Source organism: Streptomyces sp. R21 (assembly GCF_041051975.1).
Classification (GTDB): Bacteria; Actinomycetota; Actinomycetes; order Streptomycetales; family Streptomycetaceae; genus Streptomyces.
The window spans coordinates 693362-712655 of record NZ_CP163435.1; the positions used below are offsets into that span (position 1 = coordinate 693362).

A 19294-nucleotide genomic window follows, 5' to 3' on the forward strand; every position below is an offset into this window, starting at 1 on the left:
GCCTCAGGTCCGGGCGTCGCAGCAGCCGTCCTGCCGCATCAGCCGCCCCACGTCGAGCCAGTCGTCGTGTGCCGCGGTCGCGCGCCGCGCCGACGGCTCGAACGCGGCCACCAACTCCTGTGTCTCGTAAGGGTGCCCGCCTCGCAGTACGGACACCGTCCGCACCAACGTGTCGAAGTCCTCGAACGGGTCGCCGTCGACGATCGTCAGGTCGGCGAGCCGACCCGGCTGTACGGTGCCGAGGTGCCGGTCCAGGCCGAACAGCCGGGCAGGGAGCACGGTCGCGGTGCGCAGCGCGGCGGCCGGTGACAGTCCGCCGCGGTGCAGGGCGCGCAGGCCCAGGTGCAGCGAGAGGCCGACCGGGACGAGCGGCTGGTCCGTGCCGAGGGCGACGATGCCGCCCTCGGCCAGCACGCGCCGGTAGATGTCGGTCTCCGTGCGCAGGGTGGCCAGTTGGGCCGGAGTGGGCGCCGCCCCGGCAGACTGTCGTACGGCGGCAGTGTCCCACGGCGGCATCACCACGGTGACGCGGGGGTCGTCGGCGAGTGCGGGGTCCGCGCCGAGCAGCGGTGCGGAGGTGAACGGTGTGGCGATGAGCGCGAAGTTCACGCCCCGCGCGCTGTAGATCTCCAGGACGTCGTCGTACGCGTGCCCCGACGCCGTCACGGCGTGTCCGAACTCGGCGCGCTGGGTGGCCTGCAGATGGGTCGTCAGGTCCTGGCCGACCTGGACGCCCGGGGACAGGAGGTGGCCGCCCGAGCGCACGCCGAGGCGCTCGTGTGCGAACCGTGCCGCCTCTTCCATCACCCAACTCGGCGCCCGCACATAGGTTTTCACGAAGTCCCAGTCGAGGGCGGCGCCGCGTTCGAGGGTGCGCCGCAGCCCCTCCTCGGTGCGATGGGCTCGCCCCATGCTGTACGCGACGCGGGAGCCGTCGAGCAGCTCGCCGGTCGTCAGCAGGCGTGGTCCCGCGAGTTGGCCGGTGGCCACCGCCTCCCGGATGCGGGCCTGTTCGTAGGCGAAGCCGCCCAGGGAGACTGCGGTGGTGATGCCGTAGGTGAGCTGGCCGACGGTCTGGCGCCCGCCGTAGGTGCTCTGCCACGGGTGGGTGTGCGTGTCCCACAGCCCCGGAACGACGGTCCGCTGCGAGGCGTCGACCTTCCGCAGCGCGCCGCGGCCGCCGGCGCGGTGCGGCTCGACGGCGGTGATCCGTCCGGCACGGACGACGATGTCGACGTCGTCGCGCACCGTTTCGCCGGTGCCGTCCCACAGTCGTCCGGCATGCACCACGGTGTCGACGGGGGCAGGCCTGCGCTGGTCCAGCGGCACGCGTACGGTGCGGGCGGCGCCGCCGTCGACGCCGATCAGCCGGAGCCGGCCGGCCGACAGGTACAGCAGTGTCTTCGCGTCCCCGGACCAGGTGGGGTGGTCGGCCGGTTCGCTGGTGAGGGTGCGCAGCGCGCCGCGCGGGGTGCCGTCGGGTGCGACGGGCAGCAGGCAGAGCGCGGATTCCACGACGACGGCCATCCAGCGTCCGTCGGGCGACCAGACGGGCCCGGAGTCGTAGCGGTCGGCGAGGCAGACATGGGGCGCGACGGCGTGCAGTCGGTCGGTTCCGGTCGTGGTGTCGACGATCCGGATGAGGTTGTAGCCCTCCCGGAAGCGGAGGTTGAGGCGCCCGCGGTCGCACAGGGCGAGGTAGCGGCCGTCGGGCGACCAGCTCGGCCGGCCGGGCAGTCCGCCTCCGCCGAGGGGTGTGACGAGGACGCGTTCCTCGCCGGTCGCCAGCTCGCGGACGACGAGCCGGCCGGTCATGTCCAGGCAGGCGAGCCGGGTGCCGTCGGGTGAGAGCGCCGGATGGACCCGGCCGCCCGTGGCGAGCGGGGTCTCCGCGCCCGTGGCGAGATCACGCCGGTACACGCCGAGCAGGCCGTCGCGGTCGTCGGCGTACAGCAGGGAGCGTCCGTCGCGCGCCCACACCGGTGCGAGCAGATAGCGGGTGACCGCGGACTGCCGCAGCCGCTCGGGCAGGCGTCCGCCCGAAGTTCCGGCGAGCCACAGCGAGTTGAGGGCGGCGAACACGATGTGCCGGCCGTCGGGGGACAGCGCGGGCAGATGGATGCCGCGCACCGGCCGCACCCGCTCCTCCCCGAGGTCGTACTCCTTGACCCGGTATCTGGGCCGGTCCACGGGCAGCGCCCCCTCGAAGGGGACCGTCTCCGTCTCCGCCGGCTCCTGCGGCCGTACGAGGGTGAAGTGGCCGTCCACGGTGAGCAGCAGCCGGCCGTCCGCGGTCCAGCGTGGGGGTACGGGGGCGATGTCTCCGGTGACCGGCACGGGTGTGCCGTCGACGACGAGTGTGCAGGCGCCGTTCGGGGCCGCCGTGGTGCGCAGATAGGCGAGGCGTCGGCCGTCCGGTGCCAGGGCCGGGGTCATGACCTGCGCCGTCTCGGTCTCGGTGTGCTCGACGACGACCGGCCCGGTGCCGTCGGCCGGGACGGCGGCGACGGTGCGGGCGTCCACGCCGAGCCCGAACGGTGTGGTGACGGCCTTGGCGCGCACGAAGAGGATCCGTCGCCCGTCCGGTGACCAGGTGGGGTCGAAATCCTCCCAGGGCCCGTCCTGGAGGGGGCCGTCCTGCCCGGACAGCCCGGTGACGCGGGTGAGTTCACCGCTTTCGAGGTCCAGGACGTGAATGCGGTACGGGCTGCCGGTCACCGGGTCGCCGCCGCGCTCGGAGGCGAAGGCGAGCCGGGTGCCGTCCGGTGACCAGGCCGGGCCGCGGTCGTCCCACGGGCCGTCGGTGCGCTGCTGTACGTCCGATCCGTCGGGGCGCATGGTCCACACGTGGAAGCCGCCGCCCTGGTAGGCGCAGAACGCGATGAGTTCACCGTGCGGGGCGTGCACGGGACGGTTGGGTTCGAGGCCGGCCGGGGTGAGGGGCACGGCCGTGCCTCCGGCGCGCGGCAGCGACCACAGGACGTTCTGGATCTCGGCGATCAGCCGGTCGCCGCCCGGTGAGAGTGTCGCCGCCCCGTTGGTGGCTTCGGTGAAGGTCAGGAAGAGCCCGGCGCGGGTCCGTGCCGCGGCCGGTGCGGTGCCGAGAGCGGCGGCGGCGCCCGTGGCGCCTGCGGCGGCGAGCAGTTGACGTCGGGAGAGGGACAGCGGGAGGGACGGAGCGGTGCTGCTGCGGTCACGGTCCATGACAGAGCACGCTTGCTCATCGCGAAGCCCGTGAGCAACACCCCTTTCACGCCAAACGGGTGGGACCTGCCTCGGTCCGGCCGGCGCCGGGTCGCCGACGGCCCGTCAGGCCCGGAGTTGCGGCGAACGGCGGTCGACTCTCCGTTGCGACAGCCAGAGCGCGACCTCTTCGGCGATGGGTTGCCCGGTCTCCAGTTCGACGAAGCCGAACTGCCCTCCCTGGTTGCCCTCCAGGAACCACCACACGCCGTCCTCGTCCTCCGCGAAGTCGAAGGCGGCGTACGCGAGTCCGGCCAGGGCCAGATAGTCGTGGACCGAGCGGGCGATGCGGTCGGGCACCACCGCGGTCTCCCAGAGGTGCCCCGTGTCACCGAAGCGACCGTCCACCTGCCCGGGTCCGGCGGCCTTGCGGGCCGCGAACATCCGTGGGCCGATGCATGTCAGCCGGATGTCCGCGCGCTTGGGGATGTACTGCTGGAGCAGCGCCGGGCCGGCCGCGACGCCGGAGAAGTCCGCGTCGGGGCCGATCAGAGTGGTCGGCAGGGCCACCGGAGGGTCACCGGGCGGTGGCCCCGAGGCCGACTTCACCACCACGTCCCGGTACTCCTCCACGAACTGCTGGGCCACCTTCGGAGAGGTGGTGAAGACGGTGGGCGGCATGGCGAAGCCGCTGCGCTGGGCGACCCTCAACTGCCAGGGCTTGTGGCGGGCTTGCTCTGCACGGCGGGGATGGTTCATCCACCGGGTCGAGGCGGAGTAGAGCATGCCGAACAGCGCCTGCCCGGTCTCGGCGGTCAGCCATGGCGAGGGCTCCGGCGCGTGGGCCGCCGGCTCGCCCGGCCGGCGCAGCCAGACGGACCGCAGGCCGCCCATGCTGAGCACATGGCCGTTGACCGACAGATAGCCGTCGAAGTCGCCGTGCGCGTAGTCGGCGGACAACACCGCCTTGCCGGGCAGGTCGGCCGGGTCCAGACGCACGACGGGCACGCCCCGCTCATGCAGTTTGGCCACCACCATGTCGGCGGTGACGTCCTGCTCCGCCGTGAGAATCAGTACGGTCATGCGCGCGCGGGGCCGTCAGTCGTCGAAGTGGGTCTGGGAGCCTGCGGTGGACGTCGTGGTCCCGGCGGCCATGAGCAGTGCGCGATCGCTGACGGCCGGGCGGCCGTCGGACAGCACGTTCAGTTGCAGCGAGACGTCGTAGTGGTACGGGACAGGTACGGCCGACTGCCCCTGAGGCAAGGCGTAGTTGAGGGTGAACGGTCGCACGAAGGAACCTCCCGTTGTCTCACGATGCTCTGCGCCCACCCGTATACGTGTCACGACCGTAAGCAATTCATCACTTTCTGACAGATCGGGGTGAAGGTCATCACATCGAGTCGTTTCAGGCTTGCTGGTTTCTGGTGTTCTTTCTTGTCTATCGGCTTTGTTCCGGCCAAAGCTTCGGCCAATGCTTGATTCTCCGTGACGTCAACGCCGCGTGTACCCAGGAGAGTTCCCGTCAGTCCGTGGCGCCGTGGTGACCGGTCATCAGATCGGCCAGGGCCTGCGCCGCGTCCGGGCCGAAGCACAGGTCGAGGCTGTCCGCGGAGTCGACGGCCGCGGACTCGCCGCGTGGGAAGAGCGCCGACTCGTACTCGGCGAGCGCCGCTTCGATGTCGTCCGGGTGCGCGGCGAGCGCGGTGGCGAGTTCGGCGCCGTCGAGCATGGCGAGGTTGGCGCCCTCCCCGGCGAACGGGGACATCAGGTGCGCGGCGTCGCCGAGCAGGGTCACCCCGGGGACACGTTCCCAGCGGTGTCCGACGGGCAGGGCGTGGATCGGCCGCGGGACGAGGGCGCCGTCTGCCTCGGAGACGAGCGCGCGCAGCCGCTTGTCCCAGTCGTCGAAGTGCTCCAGGAGACTCGTCCTGGCCGCGTCGGTGTCATCGATGGGGCCCGAAGTGGCCCAGCCCGCCGGCACCTTGAGGGCGGCGTAGATGTGCAGGGAACCATCGGTGTCGCGGTGGGCGAGCAAGCCCTTCTCGTCCGCGAGCGCGAACAGCATGCCACCCCCGACGACACCGGCTGCTTCGGGGTGCCGGGTGTCGGCGTCGAGCAGGTGCAGTTCGACCATGGACAGGCCGGAGTAGACCGGGACGGCGTCGGACACCAGCGGGCGCACCTTCGACCAGGCTCCGTCGGCACCGATCAGCAGGTCGGCGGTGAAGGTCTCTCCGTCGGCGAGCGTCACCTCGTGACGGCCGTCGCCGAGCGTGCGTACGCCCGTCATCCTGGCGCCCCAGCGGACGGTGCCCTCCGGCAGGGATCGCAGCAGGACGTCGCGCAGCGCGCCGCGCGAGACCTCGGGCCGCTCGCCGCCCCCGCCGTCGTGCTCCATCAGGACGGTGGCGTCCCTGTCGAGAATGCGGGTGGCCTCGCCGCCTGCGTGGACGATCGCGCGGAACTCCTCGAACAGGCCGGCCGCCCGCAGCGCGGCCTGCCCTGACTCCACGTGCATGTCGAGCATGCCGCCCTGGGCGCGGGCGGTGGGTGAGGCGTCGAGGTCGAACACGGCGGCCCGGATGCCGTTGACGTGCAGGACGCGGGCGAGGGTGAGGCCGCCGAGACCGGCGCCGATCACGGCTATGGGGTGGTGAGTCGTCATGGCGTGCACCTTTCGGATCAGAAGCTTTCTGGTGTGCGGGCCTCCGGGCCGGGCCGAGAGGCCGGCCCGGGAGACCTGCGCTAGCGGGATTCGGTGGTGCCGTCCTCGCGGGCTTCCGCCTCCGGCCTCGGGGTGTGTTGCACTCCGCTGATCAGGACGTGGAATCCCCAGGTCAGGCGGGCGTGGCCGGGTCCGGAGAGCAGCTCGGTGCCGAGCCCGGCGATGTGCGGGTGCGTGGCGGCGGAAGCGGTCCGCAAGGCCGTGGCGAGCTCGTTCCATTCGCGGCCGGCATCGGTTGGGTCCTTCTCCCCCACGGCGTGTTCGGCCGCGGTCGAGGTGGCGAACTGCAACAGCAGGTCGACCGCCCACGCCGCCCGCTCGGCGGGAACGCCACCCTCGTCCAGCAGGGACAGGAGCGCCTCGAGCAGGTCCAGATAGCGCCGACCCGACGGGCGGGCCACCAGGGCTGAGCGGGCGAGGCCGGGGTGCTCGAACAGCACGTTCGTGTAGGAGGTGAGCACGCGCACGAGCCGGTCGCGCCAGTCGCCGTCCGCCCGCGCCGGGGCGAGGTCGACGGCGCCGAGCAGCTGGTCCAGGACTGCCGCGTGCAGTTCGGCCGTGTTGCGCACATAGACATAGAGCGAGGCCGGGCCTGTGTCGAGCTCCTGCGCCAGGCGGCGCATGGTGACCCGCTGGAGACCTTCGGCCCGCATGAGCGCGACGGCGGTCTCGATGATTCCCTCCCTGGTCAGGGCGGGTTTGGCCGGTCGTTCACGGCGGCTCGGGCGGGGGCTGGAGTGTGCTGTCACCTTTCCAAGGTAACGAACATGTTCGTGGCGAACAAGTTCCTAACGAACATGTTCGTAATCGGTCGAGAGCGCCTGCAGGCTCACCTCGGTTCGATTCGCCCTTGCCCTGGGAAGCGCCCTCATCGGCGCCACCCGCTGCTACCAGCGGCCTTCCACCTGCTCCTTGATCCGCCGGTCGTAGAGGTCCTGGATCGCGTCCAGGGCCTTCTGCGACAGCTCCGGCAGCTGTGCGGCCGCCGCGTTCGCGCGCGCCTGCTCGGGCGACCTGGCGCCCGGGATCACGGTGGTCACGCCGGGTTGCTCGACGATCCAGCGCAGCGCCAGCTGGGCCGGGGTCCATCCGTCCTCGGCGAGGGCGGAGAACTCGGCCGCCGCCTCCACACCGGTCGCGAAGTCGACGCCGGAGAAGGTCTCCCCCTGGTCGAACGCCTCGCCGTGGCGGTTGTACGTCCGGTGGTCGTTCTCCGCGAAGACCGTGTCCTTCGTGTACTTGCCGGAGAGCAGACCGGAGGCCAGCGGCACACGGGCGATGACGGCGACGCCCGCTTCCCTGGCCGCGGGGAGGACCTGCCGCAGGGGCTTCATGCGGAACGGGTTGAGGATGATCTGCACGCTCGCCACGTTCGGGCGGGCGATGGCCGTCAGCGCCTCGTCGCACGTCTCCACGCTCACGCCGTACGCCGCGATCCGCTCCTCCGCGACCAGGGTGTCGAGGGCGTCGAAGACCTCGTCCGAGGAGTACACGGGGGTGGGCGGGCAGTGCAGTTGCACCAGGTCGATGCGGTCGATGCCGAGGTTGCGGCGTGAACGGTCGTTCCAGGCACGGAAGTTGTCGAGAACGTAGTTCTGCGGGATCTGCTCGACGCGGCGGCCCATCTTCGTCGCCACCATCACGTGCAGGTCCGGCCGACCGCTCAGGAAGGAGGCGATCGTCTGTTCGCTGCGTCCGTCGCCGTACACGTCGGCCGTGTCGAAGAACGTCACCCCCGACTCGGCCGCCGCCTCCAGTACCGCCTTGGCGTCCTGATCGCTGACGTCGCCCCAGTCGGCCCCGAGTTGCCATGTACCGAGACCGATCACCGACGCCTGCTGACCTGACCTGCCGAATCCGCGCTCATCCATGCCGTCAGTCTTGCATCCGCCGGCCCGGCGCCTGGCATCGTGTCGCCCGTGCGTCGCCATGCCTGGGGCACAGGTACCCCACAGCATGTTCACTCGGACGGGTGAATCGTTTTGACGGACTGTCCATGCATGTCAAGCGGCCACCTAGCGTGAACGGATGATCCACGATTCAAGCAATGCCGATGCGAGCAATGACGGTTCAGGCAACGACAGTTCACGCGATCACGATTCCGCCAGTGAAGGACGCACCCACTGGTCGCGCCGAGCGTTCTTGCTGACCGCGGCCTCGCTCGCCGCCGGGACGCAGCTCGTGCCGGTGGACCGCGCCGCCGCAGCGGCGGCGCTTCCCGGATTCCCGGAGGACGTGGACATCTACCGGTCCGCGTACCGCAACTGGGTGGGTGACATCACCGCCGACGGGCTGTGGGCCTGTGCGCCCGCCGACGCCGACCAGGTGGTCGCCGTCGTCAACTGGGCCTGGAAGCAGGGTTGGACGGTGCGCGCCAGGGGCAGCTCGCACGGCTGGTCGCCCCTGACCATCCCGCAGGGGACGGCGTCCGGCGCCCCGGTGCTGCTGGTCGACACCGCCGCCCATCTCACCGACGTGTCCCTGGAGTCCGCCGATCCGGCCGCGGCGGCCGTCCGCGCAGGCGCCGGCATCACGCTCGAAGCGCTGCTCGGCCACCTGGAGGACCACGGGCTCGGTCTCACCGCGGCGCCCGCCCCCGGCGACCTCACCCTCGGCGGCGCCCTGGCCATCGACGCACACGGCACCGCGGTCCCGGCCGATGGCGAGAGCAGACTGCCCGGGCACACATACGGCTCGCTCAGCAACCTCGTCCTGTCGATCACAGCCGTGGTGTGGGACGACGACAGCGGAGCCTACGGCCTGCACACATACGGCCGCGACGACGCGGACGGCGCGGCGCTCCTCACGCATCTGGGCCGCGCCCTGGTCACCGAAGTCGTGCTGCGCGTGGGCGCGAACACCAACCTGCGCTGCGTCAGCCGTACCGACATCCCCGCCGCCGAGCTCTTCGCGGCCCCCGGCGGTGACAGCGACGCGCGGACCTTCGCGAGCTTCCTGGACGAGGCCGGGCGCGCCGAGGCGATCTGGTTCGCCTTCACCGAGTTCCCCTGGCTCAAGGTCTGGAGTGTCGCCCCGAGCCGCCCGTTGACCTCGCGCCGCGTGACATCGCCGTACAACTATCCCTTCTCCGACAACATCCCGACCCTCGTGGCGGACCTGGCCGGGCGCATGGTGTCCGACGCCGCCTGGTATCTGGCGCCGGTGCTGGGCAACGCGCAGCTCGACGCGGCGGTCCTCGGGCTGACCACGACCCTGTCCGCCGACATCTGGGGGCCGTCGAAGAACACGCTGCTCTACATCAGGCCGACCACGCTGCGGGTGACCGCCAACGGCTACGCGGTGCTCACCTCTCGGTCCGAAGTGCAGCGTGTCGTCGCCGAGTTCACCGCCTTCTTCCGCGAGCGGCTCGCCGCGTACGCCCTCACGGGGCGCTATCCCGTCAACGGCCAGGTGGAGATCCGCACCACCGGTCTCGACGACCCGTCCGACGTCGCCTCCGCAGGCACCCGCGCCCCGCTGCTGTCCGCGCTGCGGCCTCGCGCGGATCACCCCGAGTGGGACACGGCGGTCTGGCTGGACGTCCTGACCCTGCCCGGCACGCCCCACGCGGAGGAGTTCTACCGGGAGTTGGAGCAGTTCCTGCTGACGACGTACGACGGCGGTCATGCCCTCGCGCGCGTCGAGTGGTCCAAGGGCTGGGCCTACACCGAGGAGGACGCCTGGTCCGACCCGGAAGTGCTGGGCACCGCTGTGCCCGCCTCCTTCGACGACGGCGCGGGCCCGGACTGGGCGGCGGCGGCCGCCGCCCTGGACCGGCTGGATCCGCACCGGGTGTACGACAACGCGTTCCTGAAGCGGCTGTTCCCCTGACCTTCCGCGCCGAAGAGGAAGGGCTGGGCCACCTCAGAGGAACCTGAGAAGTTCCTGTGCCAGGCTGACGCGCCACCGGGGCGGCGGACGATCACCATCGTCCCGCCGCGCCCACCCCTCACTCGACGGACAACCGTCTCCGGGAGACACGCCTGATGAGCTTCACCGTGGTCAACGGCCTGCCCGCGCACGTCCTGTTCGTGCACTTCGTCATCGTGCTCATACCTCTGAGCGCGCTGGCGCTCGTCATCTGCGCGATCCGGCCGAACGCCGCGCGGCGCCTCGGTGTCGCTCTTCCGCTCCTCGCCCTCGTGAGCCTCGCGAGCGTGCCCCTCGCCACGCACGCCGGAGAGTGGCTCGAGGAGCACGTCGGCAGCGACGCTCTGGTCCGCAAGCACGCCGAACTCGGCGACGGCCTGCTGCCGTGGGCCCTCGGACTCTTCGTGCTGGCCACGGTGGTCTGGTGGGCGGCCCGCGGCACCTCCGACGGCCGGACCGAGGGGCGCGGCATAGCCCGCCTGTCCTCCACCCCCGTGCGCGTCGCCGCGGTCGTCCTCTCCCTCGCCGTCTCGATCGGCGCCGTGGTGGACGTCTACCGCATCGGCGACTCGGGGGCGAAGGCCGCCTGGCATGACGGCTTCTCGAAGTCGGCGTCGGGCCAGGACCACTGACCGGGCGGCCGACGCCGTCACCGCACGCCAACACCCCTGGTGCGACCTACGCGTGAGAACAGTGCATGTCTTACGCCCTGCGCTCCAGGCGCAGCTGAACCTCGACTTCCTGGTCACCCGAGTCCGCGCCCAGCTCGTGCACGGTGAAGCACTCGCCCAGGGCCTCGCGCAGATGCCGTACCGCGTGCGGGCTGCCCTGGACGTCGATCGTCACCGGTGCCGACAGGTGGGCGGATGGTGTCCCCGTATGTTCCACGGGGCGCGACATGTCGAACGTCCCGGTCCATACGGTGGGACGCCGCTGTCCCACCTCGTGCGGCTCGTCTGCGGAGTCGCGGTCCGAGGCGAAACGCCCCTTCAATGCCTGGAAAAGGTTCCCTGCGTCCGCCGCGGAGCAGTCGCTGAGAACCACCTCAACCTGCGATGCAGGTAGCAGACTCTTCATCACGGCCCGTCCTCTCCTCTTGTACTCGCGAGTACCCCGCGAGTGCCAGGGCACTCGGGACGGGCCGCCGGCATGCCCGCGCCGAGTTTCCCGAGTGGCAGTTCACGCCCTGATCAGCACAGACCGTGAGCTATGTTGAGTCCTCGTGGGACACGAAGGAGGCGCACCGGTGTCATCGCCGCAGCAGGCACGCGCGCAGGCGTCTGCGATCACCTCGGGCCGTACGGCGGCCGAGGCGGGCCCTGCTCCGACGTCCCAGCTCAGGCAGCTGTTCGACGGTCCCAGGCTCTCTCCCGGACAGCGACGTATCGCGCAGTACCTGATCGAGAACATCACCGAGGCGGCGTTCCTTTCGATCACTGATCTCGCGGAGCGCGTCGGGGTGAGCCAGCCCTCGGTGACCCGTTTCGCGTCCGCGATGGGCTTCAGCGGTTACCCCGCGCTACGGGAGAAGCTCCAGTCGATCGCGCTGAGCACCCTCGCCGGCGCCCCGGGCGCGCCGGCGGAGGACCAAGGCAACGAGCTGCAGTCGGCGGTGGACGCCGAGATCGAGAACCTGGAGAACCTGCGGCGGGACTTCGGCGATCCGGACCAGGTCATCCGCATCGGCCGGGCGCTGTCGCTGTCGACACCGCTGACGGTCCTGGGGCTGCGCATCTCCTGTTCGCTGGCCGAGTACTTCGCGTACGCCGCCCGCCGCATCCATCCCGATGTGCGGCTGGTGACGCGGGGTGGCAGCGTCGCCTACGACGCCATCCTCCAGTCGCGCGAGGCCGGCGGCTCCTGGATGCTCGCGTTCGCGATGCCCCGGCACGCCCAGGAGACGCTGACGGCGGTGCGGGTGGCGCGCAGCGCGGGGCTGAAGGTGGCCCTGGTGACCGACCTCGCGCTCGGTCCGCTGAAGGACGAGGCGGACGCCGCCTTCGTCGTGGGGACCGGCTCACGTCTCGTCTTCGACTCCTACGCCGCGCCCGTCGTGATGTCCGCGGCGCTGCTCCAGGCCATGACCGACGCCGATCCGGAGCGGACGCAGGCCCGCCTGGAGGACTACGAGCAGATCGCCGAGGAGCACCAGTTCTTCCTGAAGGACTGAGTCCGCTTTTCCCTCCGGGACCGAGTCCGCGACGGCGTCGACTCTCCCCTCGTCGACCGACGCCGCGGCGGCGTCGGCGCCGTCCGCACCGCAACCTGCGCGTCATCCGGCCGAAGCACAACGCACCCTGAGCGCTCTCTCCGGCACCCCCCGTCACCATGGCATCACGGGATCATTCACACTATTTCGCGCATGAATTTTTTCATGTTCTTGCGTATCCGGCGGTATATATAAATACTTCTCGCGGATCGTGACCCGGAGGCCTCCGGGTCACTTCCAACGGTCACCCGGGGCCTCCCGCTCCTACCCGCATAGGGCCCTGGGTGTTCGGACGGGCCCCGCCTGCGCGAGCGCCCGAGGTGGCGGCCCCGGCCAATCCCCTAGACCGGGGCCGCCCCCGATACCCCCCACGACCCATACCGCCGACGTAACCCGGAAGCGATGAACATGGCGCTGACATACATACCGATCACCTCGGACTGGCCGTGCCAGGTGAAGGCCCCCGGCAGTTTCGACTGGGAGCGCTCGGCGGCCAGGTGGCTGCGCGAGCTCGTACCCGCCCGGTACGCGAGCTACCCCGCGCTGATCAAACACCCCGTCCTGCTCGCCCGCCACGCCCAGATCCAGGTCCAGCACGAGATACGGGTCGCCCGGACCGCGCTGCAGACCGCCCGGTCCGAGCTGCCCTCGCTCGGAATGCCGGAGTCGGTCATCGAGCACACCATCAAGATGTACGCGGCCGAAGTGCTCCAGCTCCAGCACATCGCCCGCAGTGTCAGGGCGGTGTCGCAGGCGCTCGTCGACAACAACCTCGCGCGCGCCTGACCCCTCGAGGGCGGCACGGGGCCGTGGTAATTTCACGGCGGAGGCGCTGCCGTGCCTGCCCCGGACGAGATGTGCGCCGTACCCGGTCCGCAAGACGACGCACCTCGGGAGACGTCGTGGACGCGGAGCAGCCGCCGGACGCTGTCATGGGTGAAGCACGGGCGCTGGACGTGCACTGGATCCACGGGTCGCCGTCGGCCAAGCACAACACGGATCCCGACATCCAGGTCCACGCCCACGACGAGCACACGGTCATCCTGCGGCAGAACATGGCGATCGACTACGAAGCGCCGTTCATGTTCCTGCTGTTCGGCGAGGAACGGGCCGTGCTCATCGACACCGGGGCCACCGCCTCGGCCGACTTCTTCCCGCTGCGCCGCGTGGTCGACGAGCTGATGGACGGCTGGCTCGCCGCCCATCCCCGGGACGGGTACGAACTGCTGGTGCTGCACACGCATCCGCACGGCGACCATGTCGCGGGCGACGGCCAGTTCGCCGGCCGCCCCGGCACGCAAGTGGTGGACGCGGCCCTCGACAGCGCCTCGGCGTTCTTCGGCTTCGGCGACGATCCCGAGGGCGTCGCCCGGGTCGACCTCGGTGGCCGCGTCCTGGAGTGCCTGGCCACTCCGGGCCATCATCAGGCGGCCGTGACGTTCCACGACCCCTGGACCGGATTCCTGTTCACCGGTGACACGGTCTATCGCGGCCGCCTGTACGTCGAGGACTGGGCGGCCTTCACCCGCACCGTCGACCGACTGATCGCCTTCTGTTCCCGGCGACGGGTCACCCATGTGCTCGGCTGTCACATCGAGATGACACGGCAACCCGGCCGGGACTATCCCGTGCGCACCACCTATCAGCCCGACGAGCCGCCGCTGGAGATGACGCCGGATCACCTGCGGGCGATCCGTGCGGCGATCGAGACGGTGGGCGAACGCCCCGGGCAGCACACGTTCGACGATTTCGTCATCTCGAAGGTGTGAGCCGCAGCGCCCCCACGACCCCGTTGGACGCGAATGGCCGAGCCGGGGCGCTGAGAACGGCGTTGCTGGGAACACGTACGGAAGAACACCCCGAGCAGCCCGAAAGCCCGAACGCTCGAAACAGCCCGACGAGAGCCCTGGACGGACTCATGGATTCCACGGCATGGACGGCCCTCCTCATCGTCGTCGCGGTCCTGGCGGTCGCCGCGCTGGGGGTGGCGCTCGCCCTCCTCGTCCGGCTCGTCCGCACCCGCCGCGATCTGCGCCGCGCCGGGCTTCCGTCGGGGCCGAAGTGGATCTTCTGGGGCGCCGTCCTGTATCTCGTGCTCCCCACCGATCTGCTCCCCGACCCCGTGTACCTGGACGACATCGGCGTCCTCCTGCTGGCCCTGCGCTCACTGCGCACCCGTACGGAGCTGACCGACGCTCCCGACCGCGGGAACCCCCGCACGCCCGTGGAACGTTGACCGGTCGACGGCCCGTCGGGCACGGACAGGCAGCGTGCCGCGTCCGTGCCCGAGGCCGTTGAACGACCACCACGGCGACGGGCGGGGGCACCATGAGCGAGCTGGTTCCCGGGGGCAACGTGCCCCTTCCGGACGGCACCCTGACCCTGCGGGTGCCGGGCCCCTTCGACGTGTCCGCGCTCATCACCGACGACAGCGGGAAAGTGCGCGGCGACGGCGACTTCGTGTTCTACAACCAGCCCACCGCGCCCGGGGCCCGGCTCTCCGGCGACGCCCTCACGCTCGACCCGCCCGCCCTGCGGACCGGAGCCAGCCGGGTCACCGTGGTCGTCAGCCCCGCCGATCCGTCGACCCGGCTGGGACTGCTGCCCGCGCCCACCGTGCACGTCACCGGCCCCGGCGGCGGAGTCGTCGCCCGGTTCACCCCGCCTCGCCCGCAGCAGGAGACGGTGCTGCTGCTCGCCGAGGTCTACCGGCGCGGCGCGGCATGGAAACTGCGCGCCCTGGGCCAGGGGTACGCGGACGGACTGGGGGGCCTGGCCCGGGACTTCGGGGTCGACGTGACGGAGGACGCCGCGACAACCACGGGGCAGCCCGCCGGCGGGAACGGCGAACATCCCGATCCGGACGGCTTCCTCGGCCTGGTGAACTCCGTGCGCGCCAGGGCCGGCTCTCCTGCCGTGTCCTTCCATCCGCGTCTGGCGGCCGCGGCGCACGCGCACGCCACCGGCATGGCGGCGCACGGACGCCTCGACTCCGAGAGCCCCGACGGCACCTCCGTCTACCAGCGCATCACCTCCGGCGGCTACACCTATCTGACGGTCGGCGAGCACCTCGTCTCCGGCCCGCGCACCCCCGGCGAGTTCGTGGAGTACTGCCTCTCCGCCGAGCGGTCGCGGCTCACGCTGCACGACCCGGCGTTCAGCCAGGCGGGTTGGGCGTACGTCGCCGACGGGCGGTCCGGTGACATGTACTGGACCGCGCTGTGGGCGCAGCCCTTCACTCCCGCGGGCCTGACGCGTGCGGCGAGCGAGGTCACCGCCCTCACCAACACCGAGCGGGCCGCGGCGGGGCTGGCACCACTGACCGGCGATCCCCTGCTGACCACTGCTGCGCAGGCGCACAGCGCCGACATGGTGGCCCGTGCCTTCTACTCCCACACTTCGCCCGACGGCCGCGAGCCCTGGGACCGGGCGGCCGCCGCGGGCAGCACGCGCCGCACCATCGGGGAGAACATCGCCTGCGGCCAGCGCTCCCCCGCGGAGGTCGTACGGGGCTGGATGAACAGCCCCGGCCATCGCGCCAACATCCTCAAACCCGACTTCACCCACATAGGCGTCGGCCTGGCGGGCGGCGGCAAGATGGGCACCTACTGGACGCAGCTCTTCGGCGGCTGACGACCACGGCGTGGCTCCCGCGTGTCGTCTCGGGGACTCCTGCGTGTCACCGCTTCGGCTCCTTCTCCCCCAACTCCCGCCTTTCACACGAAACAATGCAACCTGCTCGGCTGTCCGGCGCGTACAGATGGTGCCGTCGCCGGAAAACGCGGCGCGGTACATGCGGAGTCCTCCGCACCGGCAGAGAACCTTGGGAGAAGAATCAGATGGTCTCAGGAACGGTGGGCACAGGCACGGCGCTCGGCGCGGTGCTGTTGTCCCTCCTGGCAGCCCCCGCACAGGCCGCGACCACCGCGGCAACGGGCGGCGCCGACCGCGTCACGACGGCTGCCGCGGCGAAGTTGGCCGCCCCCGACGACGCGGGACTGCGCGAGGTGCTGCGCTCCGCGATGGCCCAGGGAGCCCCTGGAGCGATGGCGAGGATCGACGACAACGGCACGGTCCACCGGCTGGCCGAGGGCGTTGCCGACCGGGCCACCGGACGGGCGCTGAGCAACAGCGACCGGTTCCGCGTCGGCAGTGTCAGCAAGAGCTTCTCCGCCGTGGTGCTGCTGCAGCTGGTCGACGAGGGCAAGTTGAACCTGGACACCTCGGTCAACACGTATCTGCCCGGGCTGCTGCCCGACGACCGGATCACCGTGCGCCATGTGATGAGCCACCGCAGTGGCCTGTACGACTACACCGACGAGATGTTCGCGAAGACGGTCCCGGGCTTCGAGTCCGTCCGCAACAAGGTCTTCACCTACCAGGAGTTGGTGAACCTCTCGCTCAAGAAGCCGCTCAACAACGCGCCGGGAGCCGCCTATTCGTACTCCAACACCAACTTCGTCGTCGCGGGCATGCTGATCGAGAAGCTCACCGGCCACTCCGTGCGCACGGAGTACCAGAACCGCATCTTCAAGCCGCTGAACCTGACCGACACTTTCTACGTGCACCCCAAGACGGCGATTCCGGGCCGCCACGCGGGCGGCTACCTCACCCCGGACGAGGCCGGCGCGCCGCTGGTGGACTCCACCGAGCAGACCGTCTCCTGGGCCCAGAGCGCGGGCGCGATCATCTCCACCACGCACGACCTGGACACCTTCTTCTCCTCGCTGATGCGCGGCAAGCTCATGTCCGCCGCCCAACTCACGCAGATGCAGCAGTGGGTGACGGTCAACAGCACCCAGGGCTACGGCCTCGGGCTGCGCCGGCGTGACCTGTCGTGCGGTGTCTCCGTGTACGGGCACACGGGCACCGTGCAGGGCTTCTACACGTACTCCTTCACGTCGAAGGACGGCAAGCGCAGCATCACCGCGCTCGCCAACACCTCCAACAACGGGAACGTGCTCACCACCATGGCCCGCACGCTGGACTCGGCGTTCTGCGGCAAGCCGACCAAGGCCGCCGCGCGCGTGGCTGCCCCCGTGGAGCGGCACGAGGACATCGCACCGGACATCGCCCTGAACTGACCGGCCCCGGTGCGGCCGCAGGCACTGTGCCCCGCGGCCGCACCGGTGTCAGTGCGCCACGGTGACCACGATCTTGCCGAACTGGCTGTTGGACTCCATGTGTTGATGGACCTGAACGATCTCCTCCAGCGGGAACAGGCGGTCCACCACGGGGCGGAGGGCGCCGGTGCGCAGACCCGAGGCGACGAACGCCTCGGCGCGGCGCATCCGTTGCGGATCCCTGGTGATCTCCAGCACTGTGAACGTCCGCATGTTCAGGGCGGGCATGCCCAGGTCGAACCCCGGATAGGGCGTCGGCTGCCCGCTCTGCGCGCCCCACAGGAACAGCGTCCCGCCGGGGGCCACACCTTGGGCCAGTGTCACCACACCCGGCCCGGCAACGGCGTCGAAGACGAACTCGGCGCCCCTTCCAGCGGTCAGCTCCAGCACGCGCGCCGTGACGTCCTCCTCCTCGGAGACGATCACTTCGGCCGCGCCCGCGTCGAGCAGCCTCTGCCGCTTCGCGCGGGTGCGGGTGACCGCGATCGGCGTGGCGCCCACACGGTTGGCCGTACTGATCGCGGCCAGCCCGACGCTGCTGGAGGCCGCGGTCAGCACCGCGACGTCGCCCGCCCGTATCCCGCCCACCTCCGCCATCGCGCCGTAGGCCGTGAGGTAGGGCATCCACACCGCGGCGCCGGTCACCGCGTCGACTCCGTCGGGACGGTGCAGGAGAGCGGCCGCGGGCACGATCGTCCGCTCGGCGTAGACGCCGTAGTCGTTCTGCGAGAAGAAGCCGGGCACGACACTGACCGCCTGCCCCACCCGGAATCCGGACACGTCCGGGCCGACCGCCTCGATCACACCGGCGGCCTCGGTGCCGAGCCTGGCGGGCAGCTGCTTGACCGGCTCGATGTACTGATCGCTGCGGAACAGCACCTCGGCCCGGTTGATCCCGATCGCCTCCACCCGGATCCGCACCTCGCCGGTCCCCGGCTCCCCAGGCTCCACGTCATCCAGCCGCAGCACTTCGGGCCCACCGATCTCATGGAACCGCACCGTCGTCGCCATGCCCCGCCCCCTTGCTCGCTTCCTGTGAACCCGATCCACTGTGGAGCATAAGTACGACCAGCGTCAAACTTCGATGGAAATCGAACTATGGGGCCTGTGCCCGCCGGCGACGAGCAACTCCTCGTCCCAGGGAGACTGTCCTCGGCAGCAAAACCGTCGCCGCCCGACCGAGTACGGAGTGAGGAATCGCGTTCCATGACCCTCGACGACCTTCTGGAGCGGGCGACTGCGCTCGTACGTCCTGGCCACCGCGCGATCCTCGGGATCACCGGCAGCCCCGGCGCGGGCAAGACGACGCTCGCCGAACACCTGGTCCGGGAGCTGAACGGCGACGGACCGCCCTGGGTGGCGCACGTCCCCATGGACGGTTTCCATCTCGCCGACGTGGAGCTGGAGCGGCTGGGCCGGCGCGACCGCAAGGGCGCGCCGGACACGTTCGACGCGGCCGGGTACGCGGCGCTGCTGCGGCGCCTGCGCGACGAGGAGGACTACGGCGGCGTCGTGTACGCGCCGGGATTCGAGCGGGTCCTGGAGCAGCCGATCGCGGGCGCGATCCCGGTGCCGCGCGCCGCCCGGCTCGTCATCACCGAGGGCAACTACCTGTTGCTGCGGGAGGACGTGTGGGCGCGGGTCCGGGCGCAGCTGGACGAGGTGTGGTTCTGCGACCTGTCAGAGGAGGAGCGGATCCGCCGACTCGTCGCCCGCCACGAGGAGTTCGGCAAGGACCACGACACGGCGGTGGCCTGGGCACTGGGCACGGACCAGCGGAACGCGGACCTGGTCAGCGCGACCCGCGCACGGGCGGACCTGGTCGTGGCGACCGCCGGCCTCGCCCTGCCGGCCGAGAGTTAGCCTCGCGCGCGGAGTTCGATGTCAGTGGGGCCTGGGAGGCCCAGGCCCACCAGGACAGTCTCGACCGTCGGGGCGTCGACTGGGGCCTGTCCATCCCCGAAGCCTCGATCACCTGCTCGCCGGGCGCGTCCGACTCGGACGCCGAGTGCGCGGGCAACGCCTACCACGCCGCTCTGCAGCCTGGACCGGATGAATCCGGACCGCCGGTACGACGTTCAAGAGCTCATCGACAAGCTGGAGTACGAGCACGGCGAGTGGGAGTACGCCACGAAGAACATCGACTGGTACTCCCAGGACACGCTCTTCCTCTCGCTCACCTGA

At 70.9% G+C, this 19294-nt stretch carries 18 protein-coding genes and 1 riboswitch; of the genes, 10 read left to right on the top strand and 8 right to left on the bottom strand.

What is annotated here, in order from left to right:
* Positions 1 to 3: 3 nt before the first annotated feature.
* The 6 genes from AB5J56_RS03335 to AB5J56_RS03360 all read right to left on the bottom strand — a co-directional run bounded on the left by AB5J56_RS03335 (position 4) and on the right by AB5J56_RS03360 (position 7779).
* Complete coding sequence (locus AB5J56_RS03335) at positions 4 to 3204, bottom strand: amidohydrolase family protein (protein WP_369229831.1); 3201 nt, start codon at positions 3202 to 3204, stop codon at positions 4 to 6.
* Positions 3205 to 3309: 105 nt separating this feature from the next.
* Positions 3310 to 4266 (bottom strand): ATP-grasp ribosomal peptide maturase, encoded by a 957-nt coding sequence (gene tgmB / locus AB5J56_RS03340; protein ID WP_369229833.1) that lies wholly within the window; start codon positions 4264 to 4266, stop codon positions 3310 to 3312.
* A gap of 15 nt (positions 4267 to 4281) precedes the next feature.
* On the bottom strand, positions 4282 to 4473 hold the full coding sequence (gene tgmA / locus AB5J56_RS03345; protein WP_369229835.1) for a putative ATP-grasp-modified RiPP: 192 nt from the start codon (positions 4471 to 4473) through the stop codon (positions 4282 to 4284).
* A 232-nt stretch (positions 4474 to 4705) separates the two neighbouring features.
* On the bottom strand, positions 4706 to 5848 hold the full coding sequence (locus AB5J56_RS03350; RefSeq protein ID WP_369229837.1) for an FAD-dependent oxidoreductase: 1143 nt from the start codon (positions 5846 to 5848) through the stop codon (positions 4706 to 4708).
* 80 nt (positions 5849 to 5928) lie between these two features.
* Positions 5929 to 6657, bottom strand: a complete 729-nt coding sequence (locus AB5J56_RS03355; protein ID WP_369229839.1) for a TetR/AcrR family transcriptional regulator — start codon at positions 6655 to 6657, stop codon at positions 5929 to 5931.
* Between the two features lie 138 nt (positions 6658 to 6795).
* Positions 6796 to 7779, bottom strand: a complete 984-nt coding sequence (locus tag AB5J56_RS03360) for an aldo/keto reductase (RefSeq protein ID WP_369229841.1) — start codon at positions 7777 to 7779, stop codon at positions 6796 to 6798.
* A gap of 271 nt (positions 7780 to 8050) precedes the next feature.
* Here AB5J56_RS03360 and AB5J56_RS03365 point away from each other — a divergent pair, with 271 nt between their 5' ends.
* Positions 8051 to 9739: a cholesterol oxidase substrate-binding domain-containing protein gene (locus tag AB5J56_RS03365; RefSeq protein WP_369229843.1), complete on the top strand. Its 1689-nt coding sequence runs from the start codon at positions 8051 to 8053 to the stop codon at positions 9737 to 9739.
* 155 nt (positions 9740 to 9894) lie between these two features.
* Positions 9895 to 10410 carry a DUF2231 domain-containing protein gene (locus tag AB5J56_RS03370; protein WP_369229845.1) on the top strand — a complete coding sequence of 172 codons (516 nt, stop codon included), beginning with the start codon at positions 9895 to 9897 and terminating at the stop codon, positions 10408 to 10410.
* A 70-nt stretch (positions 10411 to 10480) separates the two neighbouring features.
* Here the strand turns inward: AB5J56_RS03370 and AB5J56_RS03375 are convergent, their stop codons facing one another.
* Positions 10481 to 10678, bottom strand: a complete 198-nt coding sequence (locus tag AB5J56_RS03375; RefSeq protein WP_369229847.1) for a hypothetical protein — start codon at positions 10676 to 10678, stop codon at positions 10481 to 10483.
* A 346-nt stretch (positions 10679 to 11024) separates the two neighbouring features.
* On the opposite strand from AB5J56_RS03375, the gene AB5J56_RS03380 reads away from it, so the two are divergent.
* From AB5J56_RS03380 to AB5J56_RS03405, 6 genes are all read left to right on the top strand, one after another.
* Positions 11025 to 11948: a MurR/RpiR family transcriptional regulator gene (locus AB5J56_RS03380; protein ID WP_369229849.1), complete on the top strand. Its 924-nt coding sequence runs from the start codon at positions 11025 to 11027 to the stop codon at positions 11946 to 11948.
* A 447-nt stretch (positions 11949 to 12395) separates the two neighbouring features.
* Positions 12396 to 12773, top strand: a complete 378-nt coding sequence (locus AB5J56_RS03385) for a hypothetical protein (protein WP_369229851.1) — start codon at positions 12396 to 12398, stop codon at positions 12771 to 12773.
* 37 nt (positions 12774 to 12810) lie between these two features.
* Positions 12811 to 12877, top strand: a riboswitch (guanidine-III (ykkC-III) riboswitch).
* Positions 12878 to 12919: 42 nt separating this feature from the next.
* A complete protein-coding gene (locus AB5J56_RS03390) occupies positions 12920 to 13756 on the top strand; it encodes an MBL fold metallo-hydrolase (RefSeq protein ID WP_369229853.1) in 837 nt (278 codons plus the stop codon).
* Positions 13757 to 13905: 149 nt separating this feature from the next.
* Entirely contained in the window at positions 13906 to 14223 is a 318-nt protein-coding gene (locus AB5J56_RS03395) for a YkvA family protein (protein WP_369229855.1), read from the top strand.
* A 92-nt stretch (positions 14224 to 14315) separates the two neighbouring features.
* Positions 14316 to 15620, top strand: coding sequence for a CAP domain-containing protein (locus AB5J56_RS03400; RefSeq protein ID WP_369229857.1), 1305 nt, complete (start codon positions 14316 to 14318; stop codon positions 15618 to 15620).
* A 206-nt stretch (positions 15621 to 15826) separates the two neighbouring features.
* Positions 15827 to 17071 (top strand): serine hydrolase domain-containing protein, encoded by a 1245-nt coding sequence (locus tag AB5J56_RS03405; protein ID WP_369229859.1) that lies wholly within the window; start codon positions 15827 to 15829, stop codon positions 17069 to 17071.
* A 48-nt stretch (positions 17072 to 17119) separates the two neighbouring features.
* Here AB5J56_RS03405 and AB5J56_RS03410 read toward each other — a convergent pair whose 3' ends face one another.
* Positions 17120 to 18121, bottom strand: coding sequence for a zinc-dependent alcohol dehydrogenase family protein (locus tag AB5J56_RS03410; protein WP_369229861.1), 1002 nt, complete (start codon positions 18119 to 18121; stop codon positions 17120 to 17122).
* Between the two features lie 135 nt (positions 18122 to 18256).
* On the opposite strand from AB5J56_RS03410, the gene AB5J56_RS03415 reads away from it, so the two are divergent.
* Positions 18257 to 18973: a nucleoside/nucleotide kinase family protein gene (locus AB5J56_RS03415; protein WP_369242335.1), complete on the top strand. Its 717-nt coding sequence runs from the start codon at positions 18257 to 18259 to the stop codon at positions 18971 to 18973.
* Positions 18974 to 19162: 189 nt separating this feature from the next.
* A complete protein-coding gene (locus tag AB5J56_RS03420; protein WP_369229863.1) occupies positions 19163 to 19294 on the top strand; it encodes a hypothetical protein in 132 nt (43 codons plus the stop codon).

Bases quoted from the DNA above. Each gene is read 5' to 3' on its own strand.
- AB5J56_RS03335 (WP_369229831.1), bottom strand. From the start codon at position 3,204: ATGGACCGTGACCGCAGCAGCACCGCTCCGTCCCTCCCGCTGTCCCTC.
- tgmB (WP_369229833.1), bottom strand. From the start codon at position 4,266: ATGACCGTACTGATTCTCACGGCGGAGCAGGACGTCACCGCCGACATG.
- AB5J56_RS03350 (WP_369229837.1), bottom strand. From the start codon at position 5,848: ATGACGACTCACCACCCCATAGCCGTGATCGGCGCCGGTCTCGGCGGC.
- AB5J56_RS03360 (WP_369229841.1), bottom strand. From the start codon at position 7,779: ATGGATGAGCGCGGATTCGGCAGGTCAGGTCAGCAGGCGTCGGTGATC.
- AB5J56_RS03370 (WP_369229845.1), top strand. From the start codon at position 9,895: ATGAGCTTCACCGTGGTCAACGGCCTGCCCGCGCACGTCCTGTTCGTG.
- AB5J56_RS03375 (WP_369229847.1), bottom strand. From the start codon at position 10,678: ATGTCGCGCCCCGTGGAACATACGGGGACACCATCCGCCCACCTGTCG.
- AB5J56_RS03385 (WP_369229851.1), top strand. From the start codon at position 12,396: ATGGCGCTGACATACATACCGATCACCTCGGACTGGCCGTGCCAGGTG.
- AB5J56_RS03390 (WP_369229853.1), top strand. From the start codon at position 12,920: ATGGGTGAAGCACGGGCGCTGGACGTGCACTGGATCCACGGGTCGCCG.
- AB5J56_RS03395 (WP_369229855.1), top strand. From the start codon at position 13,906: ATGGATTCCACGGCATGGACGGCCCTCCTCATCGTCGTCGCGGTCCTG.
- AB5J56_RS03400 (WP_369229857.1), top strand. From the start codon at position 14,316: ATGAGCGAGCTGGTTCCCGGGGGCAACGTGCCCCTTCCGGACGGCACC.
- AB5J56_RS03405 (WP_369229859.1), top strand. From the start codon at position 15,827: ATGGTCTCAGGAACGGTGGGCACAGGCACGGCGCTCGGCGCGGTGCTG.
- AB5J56_RS03410 (WP_369229861.1), bottom strand. From the start codon at position 18,121: ATGGCGACGACGGTGCGGTTCCATGAGATCGGTGGGCCCGAAGTGCTG.
- AB5J56_RS03420 (WP_369229863.1), top strand. From the start codon at position 19,163: ATGAATCCGGACCGCCGGTACGACGTTCAAGAGCTCATCGACAAGCTG.